At 70.7% G+C, this 18,257-nt stretch carries 15 protein-coding genes; 8 read left to right on the forward strand and 7 right to left on the reverse strand.

The window, feature by feature from the left end; translation table 11 throughout:
* Position 1: 1 nt before the first annotated feature.
* Positions 2 to 1,033, forward strand: coding sequence for an alanine racemase (locus QM779_RS07535; RefSeq protein WP_428533800.1), 1,032 nt, complete (start codon positions 2 to 4; stop codon positions 1,031 to 1,033).
* Complete coding sequence (locus tag QM779_RS07540) at positions 1,033 to 1,854, forward strand: exodeoxyribonuclease III (RefSeq protein ID WP_428533802.1); 822 nt, start codon at positions 1,033 to 1,035, stop codon at positions 1,852 to 1,854. Before QM779_RS07535 ends, QM779_RS07540 begins: the two co-directional genes overlap by 1 nt.
* 1,093 nt (positions 1,855 to 2,947) lie before the next feature.
* Here QM779_RS07540 and QM779_RS07545 read toward each other — a convergent pair.
* The 3 genes from QM779_RS07545 to mptB all read right to left on the reverse strand — a co-directional run bounded on the left by QM779_RS07545 (position 2,948) and on the right by mptB (position 6,431).
* A complete protein-coding gene (locus tag QM779_RS07545) occupies positions 2,948 to 3,823 on the reverse strand; it encodes a hypothetical protein (protein WP_428533804.1) in 876 nt (291 codons plus the stop codon).
* A gap of 161 nt (positions 3,824 to 3,984) precedes the next feature.
* Positions 3,985 to 4,923: an enoyl-CoA hydratase/isomerase family protein gene (locus tag QM779_RS07550; RefSeq protein WP_428533806.1), complete on the reverse strand. Its 939-nt coding sequence runs from the start codon at positions 4,921 to 4,923 to the stop codon at positions 3,985 to 3,987.
* Positions 4,920 to 6,431, reverse strand: a complete 1,512-nt coding sequence (mptB, locus tag QM779_RS07555; RefSeq protein WP_428533808.1) for a polyprenol phosphomannose-dependent alpha 1,6 mannosyltransferase MptB — start codon at positions 6,429 to 6,431, stop codon at positions 4,920 to 4,922. The genes QM779_RS07550 and mptB overlap by 4 nt, the downstream gene beginning before the upstream one ends.
* Positions 6,432 to 6,759: 328 nt before the next feature.
* Between mptB and QM779_RS07560 the strand changes: the two genes are divergently transcribed.
* The 5 genes from QM779_RS07560 to QM779_RS07580 all read left to right on the forward strand — a co-directional run bounded on the left by QM779_RS07560 (position 6,760) and on the right by QM779_RS07580 (position 12,927).
* Positions 6,760 to 8,436 (forward strand): nitrite/sulfite reductase, encoded by a 1,677-nt coding sequence (locus QM779_RS07560; RefSeq protein WP_428533810.1) that lies wholly within the window; start codon positions 6,760 to 6,762, stop codon positions 8,434 to 8,436.
* Entirely contained in the window at positions 8,433 to 9,164 is a 732-nt protein-coding gene (locus QM779_RS07565) for a phosphoadenylyl-sulfate reductase (RefSeq protein ID WP_428533812.1), read from the forward strand. Before QM779_RS07560 ends, QM779_RS07565 begins: the two co-directional genes overlap by 4 nt.
* A complete protein-coding gene (locus QM779_RS07570; RefSeq protein ID WP_428533814.1) occupies positions 9,161 to 9,922 on the forward strand; it encodes a sirohydrochlorin chelatase in 762 nt (253 codons plus the stop codon). Before QM779_RS07565 ends, QM779_RS07570 begins: the two co-directional genes overlap by 4 nt.
* A complete protein-coding gene (locus QM779_RS07575) occupies positions 9,919 to 11,790 on the forward strand; it encodes a 2-oxoacid:acceptor oxidoreductase subunit alpha (protein ID WP_428533816.1) in 1,872 nt (623 codons plus the stop codon). Before QM779_RS07570 ends, QM779_RS07575 begins: the two co-directional genes overlap by 4 nt.
* Positions 11,791 to 11,880: 90 nt before the next feature.
* Positions 11,881 to 12,927, forward strand: a complete 1,047-nt coding sequence (locus QM779_RS07580) for a 2-oxoacid:ferredoxin oxidoreductase subunit beta (protein WP_428533818.1) — start codon at positions 11,881 to 11,883, stop codon at positions 12,925 to 12,927.
* A gap of 109 nt (positions 12,928 to 13,036) precedes the next feature.
* On the opposite strand, the gene QM779_RS07585 is transcribed toward QM779_RS07580, so the two are convergent.
* Both QM779_RS07585 and QM779_RS07590 read right to left on the reverse strand, forming a co-directional pair.
* Positions 13,037 to 13,237 (reverse strand): hypothetical protein, encoded by a 201-nt coding sequence (locus QM779_RS07585; RefSeq protein ID WP_428533820.1) that lies wholly within the window; start codon positions 13,235 to 13,237, stop codon positions 13,037 to 13,039.
* Between the two features lie 23 nt (positions 13,238 to 13,260).
* On the reverse strand, positions 13,261 to 14,325 hold the full coding sequence (locus QM779_RS07590; protein WP_428533822.1) for a LacI family DNA-binding transcriptional regulator: 1,065 nt from the start codon (positions 14,323 to 14,325) through the stop codon (positions 13,261 to 13,263).
* A gap of 142 nt (positions 14,326 to 14,467) precedes the next feature.
* Here QM779_RS07590 and QM779_RS07595 point away from each other — a divergent pair, with 142 nt between their 5' ends.
* Positions 14,468 to 15,469, forward strand: a complete 1,002-nt coding sequence (locus tag QM779_RS07595) for a serine hydrolase domain-containing protein (protein ID WP_428533824.1) — start codon at positions 14,468 to 14,470, stop codon at positions 15,467 to 15,469.
* Positions 15,470 to 15,473: 4 nt separating this feature from the next.
* Here the strand turns inward: QM779_RS07595 and QM779_RS07600 are convergent, their stop codons facing one another.
* Complete coding sequence (locus QM779_RS07600; protein ID WP_428533826.1) at positions 15,474 to 16,592, reverse strand: HAD-IC family P-type ATPase; 1,119 nt, start codon at positions 16,590 to 16,592, stop codon at positions 15,474 to 15,476.
* Positions 16,496 to 18,181 (reverse strand): HAD-IC family P-type ATPase, encoded by a 1,686-nt coding sequence (locus tag QM779_RS07605; protein ID WP_428533828.1) that lies wholly within the window; start codon positions 18,179 to 18,181, stop codon positions 16,496 to 16,498. Before QM779_RS07605 ends, QM779_RS07600 begins: the two co-directional genes overlap by 97 nt.
* Positions 18,182 to 18,257 lie beyond the last annotated feature (76 nt).

Here is an 18,257-nt window from a genome sequence, read left to right on the forward strand (position 1 = left end):
AGTGGGCAGCACACCCTTCCTGAGGCTCGACGACGCGGTCCTCACCCGCAACATCCGCGCGATGGCGGACGCGGCCGCGGCACTGGGCGTCAGCCTGCGGCCGCACGCCAAGACCCACAAGTGCCCGCAGGTCGCCCGGCTCCAGGTCGACGCGGGGGCCGTCGGTCTCACCGTGGCCACGATCGGTGAGGCCGAGGTGTTCGCCGGGGCCGGCTTCGACGACCTGTTCATCGCCTACCCGCTGTGGGTGGACGCGGACGCCGCCGACCGACTGCGGACGCTCGGTGACCGCGGCGTGCGGCTCGCGGTGGGCTGCGACTCCGCCGAGGCCGCAACGAACCTGGCCGGGCTGCCCGTGGAGGTGCTCGTCGAGGTCGACTCCGGCCACCACCGCACCGGGGTCGCTCCTGCGTCGGCCGGCGACCTGGCGGTCCGGATCGCGGACCTCGGGCTCGCCGTGCGCGGCGCGTTCACCTTCCCGGGCCACAGCTACGCGCCCGACGGACGCAGCCCGGCCGCCACCGACGAGGGCACGGCGCTGGCGACCGCCGGCGAGGCGATGGCGGCGTCCGGTGTGCCTGCGCAGGTGCTGAGCGGCGGCTCCACCCCCTCGGCGGAGTTCGTCGAACCGGGCGTCCTCACCGAGTTGCGTCCGGGCGTGTACGCGTTGGGGGACGCCCAGCAGGTCGAGCTGGGCACCATCGGCTTCGAGGGCGTCGCGCTGACCGTCGCAGCGACCGTGGTCTCCCACGCCGGCGGCCGGGTCGTGACCGACGCGGGTAGCAAGGCTCTGGGTGCCGACCGGGCACCGTGGGCGAGCGGTTACGGCCGCGTCCTCGCCGTGCCGGACGCCCGAATCGTCGCGCTCAGCGAGCACCACTCCACGATCGAGTGGCCGGACGCGCTGCCCGGGCTGGGCACGCAGGTCCTCCTCGTCCCCAATCACGTCTGCAACGCGGTGAACCTTGCCGACACCTACCACCTCGCCGACGGCGGCACGTGGCCGATCGCGGCACGGGGGCGCAACTGCTGATGCGGATCGCCACCGTCAACGTGAACGGCATCCGCGCCGCCGTGCGCCGCGGGTTCGCCGACTGGCTCGTCGAGCGGGCACCCGATCTGGTCGCGCTGCAGGAGGTCCGCTCGCCGGCCGACCTCGTCCCACTGGAGGCGTCCACCGGCTACCACTTCGCCTACCATCCGGGCGACCGCGCCGGCCGCAACGGGGTCGCCCTGCTCTGCCGGACGACTCCGTCCGCGGTGCGGGAGGGATTCGGCAGCGCGGTGGTCGACGCCGAGGGCCGCTACCTGGAGGCCGACTACGACCTGTGCGGGTGGCGGCTCACGGTCGGGTCGCTGTACCTGCCGAAAGGCGGCCGCGCCGACGACACCCCCGAGGAACTGGCCCGCTACCGGCGCAAGCTGCGCTTCCTGCGCGCGTTCCGTCCGTACCTCACCCGCGCGCGCCTGCGCGCGAAGGCCGACGGCAGGGAGTTCCTGGTGATGGGGGACGTGAACATCGCGCACACCAGGCAGGACGTGCGGAACTGGCGGGGTAACCAGAAGAACGTCGGATTCCTGCCCGAGGAGCGGGAGTGGCTGGGCTCCGTGCTGGGGCCGCGCACGCTGGTGGACGTGGTTCGCCGCCTGCACCCCGACGCCGACGGCCCGTACTCGTGGTGGAGCTGGATGGGCAACGCCTTCACCAACGACACCGGCTGGCGGATCGACTACCACCTGGCCACCCCTGACCTGGCCCGGGCGGCCCTCAGCGGCGGGACGGACCGCGCCGCGTCCTACGAGGCGCGCATGAGCGACCACGCCCCCGTCGTCGTCGACTACGCCGACCGCTGACGCCCACCGCGCCGTGATCCCGGGCTTGCCCGGACCCCCACCGCGCCCCCATCCCGGCTTGCCCGGACCCTCGCCCCACCGCCATCCCGGGCTTGCCCGAACCCCCACCCAACCCACTGTCATCCCGGGCTTGACCCGGGATCTCATCGAGCACCTGTGCCGCGCGTCGAGGGCCACCGTCCACGTCGAGGGCTCTTGCCCGGACGAGGGCTCTCGACGGGAACCATGGCCGTGGATCGTGAAAGGAGGCCCTCGATGAGATCCCGGCTTTCGCCGGGATGACAGGAACCGCTGGGGCGCCCACTGTCATCCCGGGCTTGACCCGGGATCTCGTCGAGCACCTGTGTCGCGCGTCGAGGGCCACCGTCTACGTCGAGGGCTCTTGCCCGGACGAGAGCTCTCGACGGGAACCATGGCCGTGGATCGTGAACGGAGATCCTCGATGTCCAGGCAGATCAGCGGCGGCGTGCCAGGGGGCCGGTGCCGAGGCGGTCCGCGGCGGCCGTCGGTGTGCGCACGACGAGATCCCGGCTTTCGCCGGGATGACAAGAACCGCTGGGGCGCCCACTGTCATCCCGGGCTTGACCCGGGATCTCGTCGAGCACCTGTGCCGCGCGTCGAGGGCCACCGTCTACGTCGAGGGCTCTTGCCCGGACGAGAGCTCTCGACGGGAACCATGGCCGTGGATCGTGAAAGGAGGCCCTCGACGAGATCCCGGCTTTCGCCGGGATGACAAGAACCGCTGGGGCGCCCACTGTCATCCCGGCCTTGACCCGGGATCTCATCGAGCACCTGTGCCGCGCGTCGAGGGCCACCGTCCACGTCGAGGGCTCTTGCCCGGACGAGGGCTCTCGACGGGAACGGTGGCCGTGGATCGTGAAGGGAGGCCCTCGATGAGATCCCGGCTTTCGCCGGGATGACAAGAACCGCTGGGGCGCCCACTGTCATCCCGGGCTTGACCCGGGATCTCGTCGAGCACCTGTGTTGCGCGTCGAGGGCCGTGGGACCGAAGGGAGTCCCTCGAAAGTCATGAGTCCGGGGTGGCAGGGACGCGAGCCGCGTCCCTGCCACCCCGCATCGGTGGGATCTGCGGTCAGACCGGCAGGAGGACCTCCGAGGTCGCGGCGGAGCGCACCGACTTCGTCTCGAAGCCGGCGAGCCTGCCGGTCACCTTGGCCGAGATCTTCTTGCCCAGGTCCGCGGTGGTCGGCGTGTAGGACGACTCCTTCGCACCATTGATCAGGTGGCCCGAGCGGTACCAGCGGTAGGTGAACGTGATCCCTTCCGGGCTCCACGTACCGGGGTTGACGGTGAGGGCAGCTCCCACCGTGGCCGAGCCCTCGACGACCGGCGTGCTCGCGGCGAGGTGACCGATCTTGACCTTCGCGGTGACCTTCGAGGTCTTCGTCACGGACTGGTAGCCGTCGAGAGCTCCGGTCACCTTGACCTTGATCCTCCTGCCCTTGTCCGCCGCGGTCAGGACATAGTCGGAGGAGGTCGCGTCAGCGATCTTCTTGCTGCCGCGGTACCACTGGTAGGTGAACGTCACGCCCGCCGGGGCCCACGTTCCCGGCTTCGCCGTCAGCGTCTCGCCCACGCGGGTCTTGCCGCTGATCTTCGGGGTCTTCGCCGTCACGCACTGCGGCGTGTAGGTCGTCTGGGGGCCCTCCAGGAGCGTCGTCCCCGTGGCGTCCAGGGCGAGGAAGATGAACGACGTCCGCGACGTGTGGACGCGCTTGGTCTTCTTGGCAGCCAGCAGGAACGTGCCGTCCTCCGCATCCGCGGACGGGTCGCCGTACATGATCTCGATCTTCGTGCTGCTGATGTTGCGGATGTCGACGTAGCCGCAGCCGAGCGTGACCTTGGTGTAGGTCTCGCCGACGGCCGCCGCCGTCGGGGCGGACGCCACTGCGGTCAGGCCCATCACGAGAGCGATGAGTGCCGCGGCGATCCAGCGCAATTTCTTCAAGTCAGTTCCTCACTGGGTGAAATAGGACAGTGCGCCACATCAAAGCAGTTCGGAACAGCGCACACAGTCCCCCGTTCGGGGACGATTGCCCTAGTCAGACGCAAATTGCGGCAGCAATTGTGCGTACTGCGTGAGCCCGGCCGTTCTGATCCGGCGCGCTCTCAGTCCAGCGGGACGAAGCAGGTGAGCACCTCGTCGCGGCTCACGTCCTCGATCCTGGCGTGGCTCCAGTGCGGGTTGCGGTCGCGGTCGACGAGCTGGGCGCGGACGCCCTCGGCGAAGTCGGGACCGGTGGAGAGTCGCACGGCGAGCGTGAGCTCCTGGGGCAACAGGTCGGGCAGGGACGCGACCACCGCGGCACGACGCAGCGCCTCCAGCGTCACGGCCACCGACAGCGGGCTGCGCCGCCGGATCTCCGCCGCGGCGGCCCGGGCCGCCGGCTCGGAGTGGGTCTCCAGGCGCTGCACGACAGCGGCCGGGTCCTCGCCGGCGTAGCACTCGGCGATCCAGCCGCCGTCGAGCTGCGGGTCCTCGTCCGGCAGCTCCCCGGACGCCTCGTCAGCCAGCCCGAGCCGCAGCGCGTCCGCGCCGTTGACGGAGGCACCGGTGAGCGCCAGGTGGGTGCCGATCTCCCCCGGCATCCGGGCCAGCAGCGGCGTCATGAACACGTCGGGGAAGAGCCCGATCTGGGTCTCCGGCATCGCCAGCCGGCTGGTCGCGTCGACCACCCGCAGCGAGCCGTGCGCGCTCAGGCCCAGCCCCCCACCCATCGTGATCCCGGTCATCGCTGCGCGGTAGGGCTTGGGGAACGCCGCGATCCTGAGGTCGACGCCGTACTCGACCTCGAAGAACTCCCGGACGTCCCCTCCGCCGAGCGCCCGCTCCCGCAGCGCCCGCACGTCGGCGCCCGCGCACAGGCCGCGCTCCCCGGCTCCGGTCAGCTCCACCGACACCACGTCCGGGTCCGCGGCGAAGTCGTCGAGGACGCGGGCCAGCGCCCGCATCATCGGGACGGTCAGGGCGTTGAGCTGGCGCGGCCGGTTCAGCCGGATCCTGCCGACCCCGGCCACGACGTCGACCAGCAGGTCCGGCTCCGTCATCGGCTCCCCTTCTGGGCGGCGAGGTGGTTCTCGCGCTCCTGGTGGTGCTGGTACAGCATCACCAGGATCACGGCGAGCCCTGCGAAGCCGAGCGCCACCGCGTCATTGCGCCAGGACAGGTTGCCCGCCTCGTAGGCGAGCAACACCGTCGTCACCGACACCGCCGTGCCCGCGATCCGCTCGGTCGGCTTGGTCAGCGGCAGCAGGATCCCGCCCCAGGTCAGGTACCAGCTGTTCAGCGCGATCCCGCCGAAGGCGAAGATCAGGTAGGACCAGCTGAGGAACGTCACCGGACGCCGGCGTCCCACGGTGAGCCCGAGCCAGCCGATGCCGACGGCGGTGAGCAGCAGTCCGAGGTACCGCGTGCCGGTCAGGACGAGCGCGCCGAGGTCGGGCTGGCCGAAGAACGTCAGGACCCACTGCAGTCCCGTGCCGAGCAGGGTGAACGGCGCCAGCGTGACCACGCGGCCGGGGACGTCCGCCGCCCACACCCAGCCGAAGCCGAGCCCCGACGCCAGCGAGATCGCGACGAAGGTCGCGACGGCCACGGCGAAGGACAGCAGCAGGCGAAGCAGTGCGCTGGACGTGTCCCGCCATCGGAAGGTGCGCCACGGGTGGCCGATCAGCGCCACCGGGTAGAAGGCGAGGATCGCGGGCTGCTTGATGCAGGCGGCCACGCCGACCAGGATCGCCGCCCACCAGAACTTGCCCTGGTACGCCAGCCACAGGCTGAGCACGACCAGCCCCATCATCAGCGCGTCGTTGTGCGCACCGCCGACGAGGTCGATGATCACCAGCGGGTTCACCGTGGAGAACCACGCCGCCATCTGGACGTCGGCGCCGATCCGGTGCGCGAGCCTCGGCACGAAGTAGGCGATCAGCGCCACGCCGGCGAGGGCGGGGATCCGCATCGCCACCGCCGACCAGTACGGGTCGTTCCCGGCGAGGATCACCAGCCCGTGGAACATCTCCAGGCTGAGCGGCGGGTACATGGCGGTGGTGTAGCGCCACAGCCAGGCCGCCTGGTCGGCGAAGGGACCCGGAAGGACCGAGATCGGGTTGTCGTAGGGGTTCAGGCCGTTCTGGAGCAGCCAGCCCTCAGCGGCATAGGCGTAGGCGTCATGGCTGAAGATGGGCGGCGCGAGGAGCAGCGGGAGGCTCCACAGCAGCGTGATCGGCCAGTGCTTGACCTCGTGGTAGAGGCTGGGCCGCAGCTTGAACCACGCCTCGACCAGCAGAGCGACGGCCGCCACCACCAGTGCGGTTCCGAACGCCCTGGCCCACCAGTTGTCCAGTCCCAGTGCCCGGAGGGGATCCCACCACGGGCTGTTCTGGGGCAGGTAGGCGGGCGTGAGCGATCCGGCGAACAGCAGGGCCGAGCCGAGGAAGCCGCGGCGGACGGCGGGATAGCTCCACGCTCGGCCGATGTCGCCACGCCAGCCGGAGAGGCGTGCACGCCAGTAGTCGCGCCGGCTGCCGGTCGCTGGGGTCTGCTGGGTCACCGCCACTGGCCCAGCCTTGCTGGTGGCACGCCCGCCAGCTTATCGGACCTGCGGACATCCGCCCCGTCCGCCGGAGCCACTCCATCGTCCAGCGATGCAAGACGAATCGTCCCACGGACTGGTCAGGGATGGATGAAACCTCAACTGTCCGTGTTAGGGTCTTCGCCGTGTCCGAACCGACCTGCCTGTGCGCGCTGAGGAATACCTCCGCCGGTTCGATGTGTTGCGCGTGTTGACGCGCCCGTAGTCTCCAAGATCGACAACCGGGCCGGAAGTGCCCGAGGGGATCCTCCTGATCCGGCTGGGCGCGAAGGCCGAAACCCAGTGAGGAATCATGACCAGCACCGCACGCGCCCCCCGGTCGAACGGTCAGTGGGCTGTCGACGGGTCGACCCCGTTGAACCACAATGAGGAATTCAAGGCGGAGGACAACGGCCTCAACGTGCGCCAGCGCGTCCTCGACACCTACTCCCGCGAGGGCTTCGACTCGATCAGCGCCGACGACCTCCATGGCCGCCTGCGCTGGTGGGGCCTGTACACGCAGCGGCGCCAGGACATCGACGGCAGCCGCACCGGCACCCTCGGTCCCGACGAGCTGAGCGACCGCTACTTCATGATGCGGGTCCGGTTGGACGGGGGCGCCGTCACCACCGACCAGCTGCGGACGCTCGCGTCCATCTCCACCGACTACGCCAGGAACACCGCAGACATCTCCGACCGCCAGAACATCCAGTACCACTGGATCGAGATCGAGAAGGTCCCCGAGATCTGGGCCCGCCTCGAGGCAGCCGGAATGCAGACGACAGAGGCGTGCGGCGACACCCCCCGGGTCATCCTCGGCTCCCCGGTCGCGGGCATCGCGGCGGACGAGGTGATCGATCCCACCCCGGTGATCGCGGAGATCGTCGAGCGGTTCATCGGGGACCCCGAGCTGTCCAACCTGCCCCGCAAGTTCAAGTCGGCCATCACCGGCCACCCCAGCCTCGACGTCGTGCACGAGATCAACGACATCTCGTTCGTCGGCGTCGTCCACCCCGAGCTGGGCCCCGGCTACGACCTGTGGGTGGGCGGCGGCCTCAGTGTCTCGCCGCGGCTGGCCGAGCGACTCGGCGCCTTCGTGACCGCCGCGCAGGCCGCCGAGGTGTGGCACGGCGTGATCGGTATCTTCCGCGACTACGGCTACCGCCGGCTCCGGAACAAGGCCCGGCTGAAGTTCCTGCTGGCCGACTGGGGCCCGGAGAGGTTCCGGGACGTGCTGGAGTCCGAGTACCTCGGCTATCGCCTGGCCGACGGGCCCGCGCCGGTGATCCCGGAGGAGCCGGGCGACCACGTCGGCGTCCACACCCAGAAGGACGGCCGCCTCTACGTCGGCCTCGCCCCGACGGTGGGCCGCGTGTCCGGCGAGATCCTCGCCGCCCTTGCCGACGCCGCCGAGGCCGCCGGCTCGGGACGCGTCCGGTTCACGCCGCACCAGAAGCTCCTCGTCCTGGACGTCGACCCGGCACGGCTCGACGACCTGCTCGCCGCCGTCGAGCCGCTCGGCCTGACCGCGCACCCCAGCCCGTTCCGCCGCTCCACGATGGCCTGCACGGGCATCGAGTACTGCAAGCTCGCTTTCGTCGAGACCAAGGCCACCGCCGCCCACACGATCAGCCAGCTCGAGGCCCGCCTCGTGGACGTGGACCTCGAGCGGCCGATCAGCCTGCACCTCAACGGGTGCCCCAACTCCTGCGCACGCATCCAGGTCGCCGACATCGGGCTGAAGGGCCAGCTGATGAAGAGCGCCGACGGCGCCGACGAGTTCGCCTACCAGGTGCACCTCGGCGGCGGGCTGGCGTCCGCGGATCGCGAGGACGCGGGCCTCGGCCGCACCGTCCGGGGGCTCAAGGTCACCGCGGCGGAGCTCCCCGACTACGTGGAACGCGTCACGCGCTCCTTCGTCGCGGGCAGGGAGCCCGGCGAGTCGTTCGCCGCCTGGTCGCACCGGGCCGAGGAGGAGGTGCTGCGATGACCGCGACGCTGACCACCCACGGCCCCGGCCGGACCAGGACGCCCGAGGAGCTCAGGGAGCTCGCCGAGCGCGCGGGCGACGAACTGGCCGACGCGAGCGCGGAGGAGATCGTCGCCTGGGCCGCCCGCACCTTCGGTGGCTCCCTGGCCGTGGCCTGCTCGATGGCCGGGGACACCGTGCTTCCCCACCTCGTCGCACAGGTGGCGCCGGGCGTGGACGTGCTGTTCCTGGAGACCGGCTACCACTTCCCCGAGACCATCGGTACGAGGGACGCGCTGGCCAGCGTGATCGACGCCCGCATCATCGACGTCCTCCCCGTCCAGACCGTCGCGGAGCAGGACGCCGAGTACGGGCCGAGGCTGCACGACCGCAACCCGACGCTGTGCTGCCAGCTGCGCAAGGTCGACCCGATCAATGCCGAACTGGCCGGCTACGAGGCGTGGGTGACCGGGATCCGCCGCGAGGACAACGCCCTGCGCGCGAACACGAAGGTCGTCGAGTGGGACGCGAGCCACCAGATGGTCAAGGTGAACCCCATCGCAGCCTGGAGCTTCGACGAACTCCTCGACTACGCCGGCTCGCGCCAGGTGCCGGTGAACCTGCTGCTGACCGACGGCTACCCCTCGATCGGCTGCCTGCCCTGCACGCGCCGCGTCGAACCGGGCGAGGACCCCAGGGCAGGGCGCTGGGCCGGGCTGGCCAAGACCGAGTGCGGGCTGCACCTGTGAGCGCCTCCAGCGTAGACCCTGCGAACGCCGCGACCTCGTCGCGGCCCGCGCTGGTGGTGGCCGTCCACGGCACCCGCAGCGATGCCGGCCAGGCCGTGGCGCACGGCCTCGCCGAGGCCGTGGCCGACCGCCTGCCGGGGATCGAGGTCCACGTGGGCTGGGCCGACGTGCTCTCCCCCACGCTCACCGAGACCCTGGCCGGACTGGACGAGGCCGTCGTCGTGCCGTGCTTCCTCACCGCCGGCTACCACGTCACCAGCGACCTCCCGGCTGCCGTGGACGCGGCCGGCGGTAGGGCTCGCCTCACCGGGATGATCGGCCCCGCCCTCCTGGCAGCGGTCGCGGACCGGCTGGCGGAGGCCGGCGATCCCGCCGACGCGGTGGTGCTGGCCGCCGCCGGCTCGAAGCGGCGCCGCTCGGTGGCCGAGGTCGCGGCGGCGGCCCGTGCGCTGTCCGCGGTGATCGGACGCCCCGTGGTGCCCGCGTACCTCACGGCGGCCGAGCCCGGCGTCGGCGACGCCGTGGCCGCCCTGCGCGCCGCGGGACACGCGAGGGTGGCCGTCGCGTCCTACCTGCTGGCCCCCGGAGTGTTCGCCGACCGGCTGCACGAGGCCGGCGCGGACGTGGTGTCCGCACCCATCGGGGTACACCCGCTGGTGGTGGAAGCAGTACTCAGCGCCTACGCTTCCCTCGGATCCGCAGAACTAGACTTGCCCGACGCGCTGTCGACGGCACCAGGAGTTGAACGCATCGCATGACCGAAGTGACGACCGTCGACCATGTCGTGATCCGGTTCGCCGGTGACTCCGGCGACGGCATGCAGTTGACCGGTGACCGGTTCACCCACGACACCGCCGTGGCGGGCAACGACTTCTCCACCCTGCCCAACTTCCCCGCGGAGATCCGGGCCCCAGCCGGAACGGTGGCGGGGGTGTCCAGCTTCCAGTTGCACTTCGCCGACTTCGACATCCGCACTCCCGGCGACCGTCCGGACGTGCTCGTGGCGATGAACCCGGCCGCCTTGAAGGCGAACCTCGGCGACCTGCCGCGCGGCGGCCTGATCATCGCCGACACCGCCGACTTCACCGCCAGGAACCTGGCCAAGGTCGGCTACGCGTCCGACCCTCTGACCGACGGAAGCCTGGCCGACTACCAGGTCCACGCCCTCGACCTGTCCGGCCAGGCGACCGCTGCCGTGGCTGCCCTCGGGCTGGGGCGCAAGGAGGCCGCGCGGACCAAGAACATGTACGCGCTCGGCCTGCTCGACTGGCTGTACCACCGCCCCACCGAGGGCACGATCCAGTTCTTGGAGACCAAGTTCGCCAAGGCCCCGGCGATCCGGGACGCGAACATCGCCGCGTTCAAGGCCGGCTACGCGTTCGGTGAGACCACCGAGGTGTTCACCAACCGCTACAAGGTGGCGCCCGCGCCCGCGACGACGCACGGCACCTACCGGCAGATCTCGGGCAACCGCGCCCTCGCCTACGGACTGATGGCGGGAGCGGCGAAGGCGGGGCTGCAGCTGTTCCTCGGCGCGTACCCGATCACCCCCGCCTCCGACGTGCTGCACCACCTCGCGACGGCCAAGAACGCGGGCGTCCTCACCTTCCAGGCCGAGGACGAGATCGCGGCGATCGGGTCGGCGCTCGGCGCGTCCTTCGCCGGCCAGCTCGGCGTGACGGCGACGTCCGGCCCCGGCCTCGCCCTGAAGATGGAGACCATCGGCCTGGCCGTGATGCTCGAATTGCCGCTGGTGATCTGCGACATCCAGCGGGCCGGACCTGCGACCGGCATGCCCACGAAGACCGAGCAGGCCGACCTCACCCAGGCGCTGTTCGGACGCCACGGCGAGGCCCCGCTGCCTGTGATCGCCGCGCAGTCCCCCGGCGACTGCTTCGACGCCGCCTACGAGGCGGTGAAGATCGCGATCGACTACCGCACACCGGTGATCCTGCTGTCGGACGGCTACCTCGCCAACGGCGCGGAGCCGTGGCAGGTGCCCGACCTCGCCGCGCTGCCGGAGATCGACCCGCACTTCGCCACGCAGGCCAACCGGCCCGACGGCGAGTTCTGGCCGTACCTGCGCGACGAGAAGCTCGCCCGTGCCTGGGCGGTGCCGGGGACGCCGGGCCTCGAGCACCGGATCGGCGGCATCGAGAAGGCCGACGGTACCGGGGCGGTCTCCTACGACCCGGCCAACCACGAGTTCATGGTGAACCTCCGCCAGCAGAAGGTGGACGGGGTCCGCGCCGTCGTCCCCGACGTGACCGTCGAGGACCCGAGCGGGCGTGCCAAGGTCCTCGTCCTCGGCTGGGGGTCCACCTACGGGCCGATCTCGGCCGCCGCGCGCCGCGTCCGCGGCTCGGGCCGGAACCTGGCGACCGCCCACCTGCGCCACCTGAACCCCCTCCCCGCGAACCTCGGTGAGGTGCTGCGCGCCTACGACAGGGTGCTGGTGCCCGAGATGAACCTCGGCCAGCTGGCGATGGTGCTGCGGGCGAAGTACCTCGTCGACGTGCAGCCGTACTCGCGCGTCCGCGGCCTGCCGATCTCGCTGTCGGAGTTGGCGGCCGACCTGAATGAGCTGATCGACGCGACTGAGGCGAGCGGAGCTGCGCATGCGTGAAGGAAGAGTTGCCCGCACCAATGACATGCGTGAGATCCCGAGCCGACTGAGCGTCGGGAGCGAAGCGACAGATCTGACGGAGGACGAGCTGTGAGCACCACCCTCGGCGCGGGCCTGGCCGGGGTGCCCCTGGCCGTCACCCCGCTGAACCGCAAGGACTTCACCTCCGACCAGGAGGTGCGCTGGTGCCCCGGCTGCGGCGACTACGCGGTCCTGGCCACCTTCCAGGGGCTGATGCCGACGCTGGGCATCCGCAAGGAGAACACGGTCATCATCTCCGGCATCGGGTGCTCCTCGCGGTTCCCGTACTACGTGGACAGCTACGGCATGCACTCCATCCACGGCCGGGCGCCCGCGATCGCCACCGGCGTCGCGATGACGCGTCCCGATCTCGCCGTGTGGGTCGTCACCGGGGACGGGGACGCGCTCAGCATCGGCGGCAACCACCTCATCCACGCGCTGCGGCGGAACGTGAACATCACGATCATGCTGTTCAACAACCGCATCTACGGGCTGACGAAGGGCCAGTACTCGCCGACGTCCGAACAGGGCAAGGTGACCAAGTCCACGCCGGCCGGATCGGTGGACCGTCCGTTCAACCCGCTCTCGCTGGCCCTCGGCGCGGAGGCGACGTTCGTCGCGCGGACCGTGGACTCGCACCGGGCGCACCTCACCGAGGTGCTCACCGCAGCGATCAGCCACCGGGGCGCGTCCATCGTCGAGATCTACCAGAACTGCCCCATCTTCAACGACGGGGCGTTCGACACCCTGAAGGGCGCGGACGGCGGCCTGATCCCGCTGCGGCACGGCGAGCCGATCACGTTCGGCCCCGACGAGTCCCGCGGCGTGGTCCGAGGAGCCGACGGACAGCTGAAGATCGTCGACGTCGCAGCGGTGGGGCTGGAGAACATCCTCGTCCACGATGCCCACGCCGACGACCCGGGCGTGGCGTTCGCGCTGTCCCGGCTGACCGACACGGCCGGGCTGGCGACCTCCCCGATCGGCATCCTCCGCGACGTCGACCGGCCCGCCTACGACGACCTGGCCCGCGCGCAGCTCACCGTGCAGGAGGACCCTGCCGAGCGCCTCGCGACCCTCCAGCAGCTGGTCACCGGCACCGACACCTGGACCGCCTGACGCGAACGGCCCGTGCCGCCTCCCCGAAGGGTGGCGACACGGGCCGTTGCATGGGCCTGGTGCCCGTCATCGTGGCGTCGGTGACGCCCCGATCCTGGCGGTGACGGGATCAGGCGGGCTGGTAGGTCGGGTCGACGTGGTCTGCGTGGCGCGACGTGGTCTTCCCGCCGGACGGGAGCAGGTGCGCGAGCAGTTCCCGCAGGGCGGGCATCGGGTCCAGCGCGTACAGCCGGATGGCGGCATCGAGGTCGGGCGCGCCGGTCATGTTGCGCTCGGCGAGGGTGATCTGGTTCGCAAGGGCGGTGGTCATGGTCGTCTCCTTCTTCTTCGTTCTCAGGTTCTGGGTGCCGGACCGGTGCTCGACCGGACGACGAGTTCCACCGGCAGGGTGACCTGCCGCGGGGTGTGGTCGGGATCCATCGCGAGGCGGCCGGCGAGGCGGCCCTTCTCCGCGATGGGCTGGTGGACTGTGGTGATGCCGAGGAAGCCGGCATCGGGGATGTCGTCGAAGCCGACGATCGACAGGTCCCTGCCCGGCGTCAGGCCGCGCTCGGTGACCGCGTCCCACACGCCGACGGCGAGGACGTCGCTGAGGGCGACGACAGCGCTCGGCCGGTCCTGCACGTCCAGGACGTGCGCGGCAGCCGAGCGGCCGGCCTCGCGGGTGTTGTGATCGGTGCACACGACGGTGATCCGGGCGTCCGGGAGCTTCTCCCTCAGGCCGCGGAGGCGCTCGGTGACGAAGCCGGAGTAGACCGGGACGCGGCCACCGATGACGGCGTCCACGTCGGCCTCGGCCTCGTCGCCCTGCTGCACCGAGCGGCTGGGCGCCAGCACGGCCACGCGCTGGTGGCCCAGCCGGGCGAGGTGCTTGCCGACCAGGCGTCCGGCCTTCGCGTCGTTGATGGCGACCCAGTCGCCGTCCTCGCCCGCGTGGGTGCCGACGATCCTGATGCCGCGCCGACGCAGGACGTCCAGACCGGGGTGTGCGCCGAGGGTGGAGCCCACCACGATCGCGTCGATGGCCGCGCGCTGAAGGAGCTGGTTCTCCGCCTCCTGCTCGCCCGAGGCCCGCAGCAGCAGCACGGACGCGCCGTACTCCTCGGCGGCCTCACTGAGCCCGGAGAGGAAGATCACGGAATACGGGTCGGAGAACGCGCGGGAGACCTCTCCGCCGAACAGGAAGCCGCAGACGTCGGTTCTGCCCGAGCGGAGGGCGCGGCCTGCGGCGCTGGGCCCGCAGTAACCGATCTCCTGTGCGCGGGCGAGGATCTGCCCACGCAGGTCCTCCGAGAGCCGATCCGGCTTGCTGTACGCGTTCGAGACCGTCGTCACCGACACTCCGAGCGCTTCCGCGAGGGTCTTCATGGTGACCGTGGACGTTGTTCCCGCACCCATTCCCGGCACCTCCCCACCAGCGACTTGATCGATAAACAAAACGATACACTTTATCGATCAACAACGCAAGCTGCCGACGCACCACGGTGGTGGCGTCGAAACACCCTGTTCCTCTCGGGCTGAGCGGGGCGAGAATGGACCGATGCGCGCCGATGAAGCGGCCCTCACCAGGGCGATCGCCGAGAACGCCTTCTCCGGCGTGGTCGCGATCGACCAACCCGCAGAATCGCCCTACCGTCGCGCCGTGGGCTTCGCGCACCGGGCACTGGGCGTCCCCAACAACCCCCGCACCCGCTTCGCACTCGCCAGCGGTGGAAAGACGTTCACGGCCCTGGCGGTGCTCCGCCTCGTGCAGGAGGGCCGGCTCAGCCTCGACGACCCGGTGCGCCCGCTCCTGGGTGACGACCTGCCGCTCGTCGACGACGCTGTGACCGTCAGCCACCTGCTCGAGCACACCTCCGGGATCGGCGACTACCTCGACGAGAGCGCCGAGGGCGAGCCCGACGACTACGTGCTCACCCAGCCGGTGCACACCCTCGCCGAGACGGCGGGCTTCCTCCCGGAACTCACCGGGCATCCCCAGGTGTCCACGCCCGGGGAGCGTTTCGCCTACAACAACGGCGGCTACCTCGTACTGGCTCTCGTGGCGGAGCGGGCGACCGGACGCGGCTACCACGAGCTGGTCCTCAGCGAGGTGGTCGAACGCGCCGGTCTCGCGTGCACCGCGTTCCTGCGCAGCGACGACCTACCCGGCGATGCCGCGCTGGGCTATCTCGATCCGGGGGGCAACCGGACGAACCTGCTGCACCTGCCGGTGCGAGGGAACGGGGACGGCGGGATCTGGTCCACCGTCGACGACCTGCACCGCTTCTGGCTCGCGCTCGACGACGGGCGCATCGTCGACCCCCCACTGGTCGGCCTGATGACCACGCCCCGGCACGACGTGCCGGAGGAGGGTCTTCGCCACGGGATGGGCGTGTGGCTGCTTCCGTCCGCCGCCGTATGGCTCATGGAAGGGTGCGACGCGGGGGTGTCCATGCGGTCCATCCACGACCCCGCGACCCGCACCACGGCCACGGTGCTCGGCAACACCACTTTCGGCGCCTGGCCGGTGGCGGAACTCCTCCTGCAGCAGTTCGGCTGATTGCTCAGCTGGTCTCTGCCCGCCGCACCGCAGCCTTGGCCGCCTCCATCACGACGAAGATCACCACGGCGAACGCGAACGGGATCAGCCAGCCGAAGACGCCCACTGCGGCCGAGCCGAACCACGAGTTGAGCACGGGGACGTAGACGAACGCCGCCTGCAGCACGAGCAGGATTCCCACCACGGCCCAGACCACAGGGTTGCCGCCAATGGCCTCCCTGCGCAGGCTCGACTCGCGGAGGAACCGTGAGTTGAACAGGTAGGCGACCTGGCCCAGCACGAGCGTGTTCACCGCCCAGGTGCGGGCGGTCTCAAGGTCCCCACCGGTCATCACCCGACCGATTGCGAACGTCAGCAGGGTGGCCGCAGCGATCAGGACGGAGGCGATCGCCAGCCTCGGCAGGTACCTCGCGCTGACCAGCGGGGTGCCCGGCGGACGCGGCGGTCGTCGCATGATGTCCGGCTCGGCGGGCTCGTAGGCCAGGGCCAGCGAGAGTGTGATCGAGGTGACCATGTTCACCCAGAGGATCTGCACCGACTCCAGCGGCATGGTCAGGCCGAAGACCACCGCCACCAGGACCACGAGCGACTGGGCGCCGTTCGTGGGCAACAGGAACAGCACCGACTTGTGCAAATTGTCGTTGATCCGCCGGCCCTCCTCCACCGCGTACTCGATGGTGGCGAAGTTGTCGTCGGCCAGCACGATGTCGGCGGCCTCCTTGGTCGCCTCCGTCCCCTTGATCCCCATCGCCACGCCCACGTCGGCCCGCTTCAGCGCCGGAGCGTCGTTCACCCCGTCTCCGGTCATGGCGATGACCTCGCCGTTGGCCTGGAGCGCGCGGACCAGACGCAGCTTGTGCTCAGGGCTCGTGCGGGCAAAGGTCTCGGTGCGATCGACGATCGCGCGCAACTCCTCGTCGGTGGCCGACTCCAACTCTGCGCCGGTGATCGCCGCCTCGGTGCTCTCGTCGAAGATCCCCATCTCCCTGCTGATCGCCGTGGCCGTGCCGGCGTGGTCCCCGGTGATCATCGTGACCTTGATGCCCGCCTCGTGGCAGGTGGCGATGGCACGGATGGCCTCAGGGCGCGGCGGATCGACGATCCCGCACAGGCCGAGCAGCACCAGCCCCGTGAGGTCGTCGTGGTCGATGGCCCCGGGCGCCGAGTCGACCGCGAGCGGACGCGACGCCGCGGCGAGTACCCGCAGTCCCTGGCTCGACAGTTCGTCCACCCTGGCGTCCCACCAGTCCCGGTCGAGCGGTTCGGGGGTCCCGGACGCCGACAGCTGCCGTCCGGAACGGTCGAGCAGCCGGTCGGGGCCCCCTTGACCAGCACCACCTGGTGGCCTTCGGGAGTCGTGTTGGCCGTCGCCATGTACTTGTGTGCGGAGTCGAACGGCAGCACGGCGGTGCGGGGGTAGGTCGAAGGGTCGAACCCCGCCTTCATCCCCAGGGTCCGCAGGGCGCCCTCCGTCGGCTCCCCGACCAGCGTCCACTGCCCGTCCACCTCGGTCACGACGGCGTCGTTCACGACGCTCATCGCGGTGACCACGGACCGCAGGTCGCCCCGGGCGGCGAGGTCGACGTCCACCCCGCGCAACTCGATCGAACCCGAGGGGTTGTAGCCGAGCCCCTTCACCGCGTACTCGCCGGCGCGGGTGACCACCGTCCGCACGGTCATCTCGTTGGTGGTGAGTGTGCCGGTCTTGTCCGAGCAGATCCGGGTGACCGAACCGAGCGTCTCCACCGCGGGGAGGTTGCGGACGATCGCGTTGCGCCTCGCCATCTGCTGCACGCCGAGGGCGAGGGTGATCGTGACCAGCGCCGGCAGTCCCTCGGGGATAGCCGCGACCGCGAACCCGATGGTCGCGGAGATCAGCTCACCCGCCGGCATGCCGTGCAGTACCTTGCCGATCACCACCATCAGCACGGCCATCACTGCGATCACCAGCGAGAGCTGCTTGCCGAACCTGCCGATCTGCTTGGTCAGCGGCGTGTCGAGGTCGTCCACGGCCGACAGCAGGCTGGTGATCCGCCCGATCTCGGCGTTCGCGCCCGTGGCGGTGACCACCCCGATCCCCTGGCCCGCGGAGACCAGAGACGAACTGAAAAGCATCGACGCCCGGTCGCCGATGCCGGCGTGGACCGCGACCGGGTCGACGGCCTTGCTGGACGGAACAGCCTCTCCGGTCAGCGCCGCCTCCTCGACCCTCAGGTTGCTCGCCTCGATCAGCCGTAGGTCGGCCGGCACCTTTGAGCCCGCGGACACACGCACGATGTCGCCGGGAACCAGGTTCTCGGCCGGGAGGTTGCCCCACTCGCCATCGCGAAGCACCTGCGCATCGTCGGTGAGCATGTTGCGGATGCCGGCCAGCGCCTGCTCTGCACGCCCCTCCTGGACGTAGCCGATCACCGCGTTGATCACGGCAACGCCCAGGATGACCCAGAAATCGACCCACTCACCCAGCGCCACCTTGAGCGCGGCCGCGGCGAGGAGGATGTAGATCAGGATGTCGTCGAAGTGGGAGAGGAACCGTTTCCACGCCGGATCGGCCGGCGGCTCGGGGATGGTGTTCGGCCCGTGGCTCCTCAGCCGGTCCTGCGCTGCCGCGGTGGTGAGGCCGCCCGCATCGGCGGCCAGTGCTTCGAGGACCGCGTCGGCGCGGAGCGAGTGGGCGTCCGGTACGGTTCGTTCCGCGCTGGTCACGGTCATGGGTTCCTCCTTGCGGAAGGTCGGCGGGAGCACCGTTCCGGCTCGAAGCTAGCACCCGCGACCGACGTCCGGACCG

Origin of the sequence: Propionicimonas sp. (genome assembly GCF_049840635.1) — a bacterium.
In the GTDB taxonomy this organism is placed as follows: Bacteria; Actinomycetota; Actinomycetes; order Propionibacteriales; family Propionibacteriaceae; genus Propionicimonas.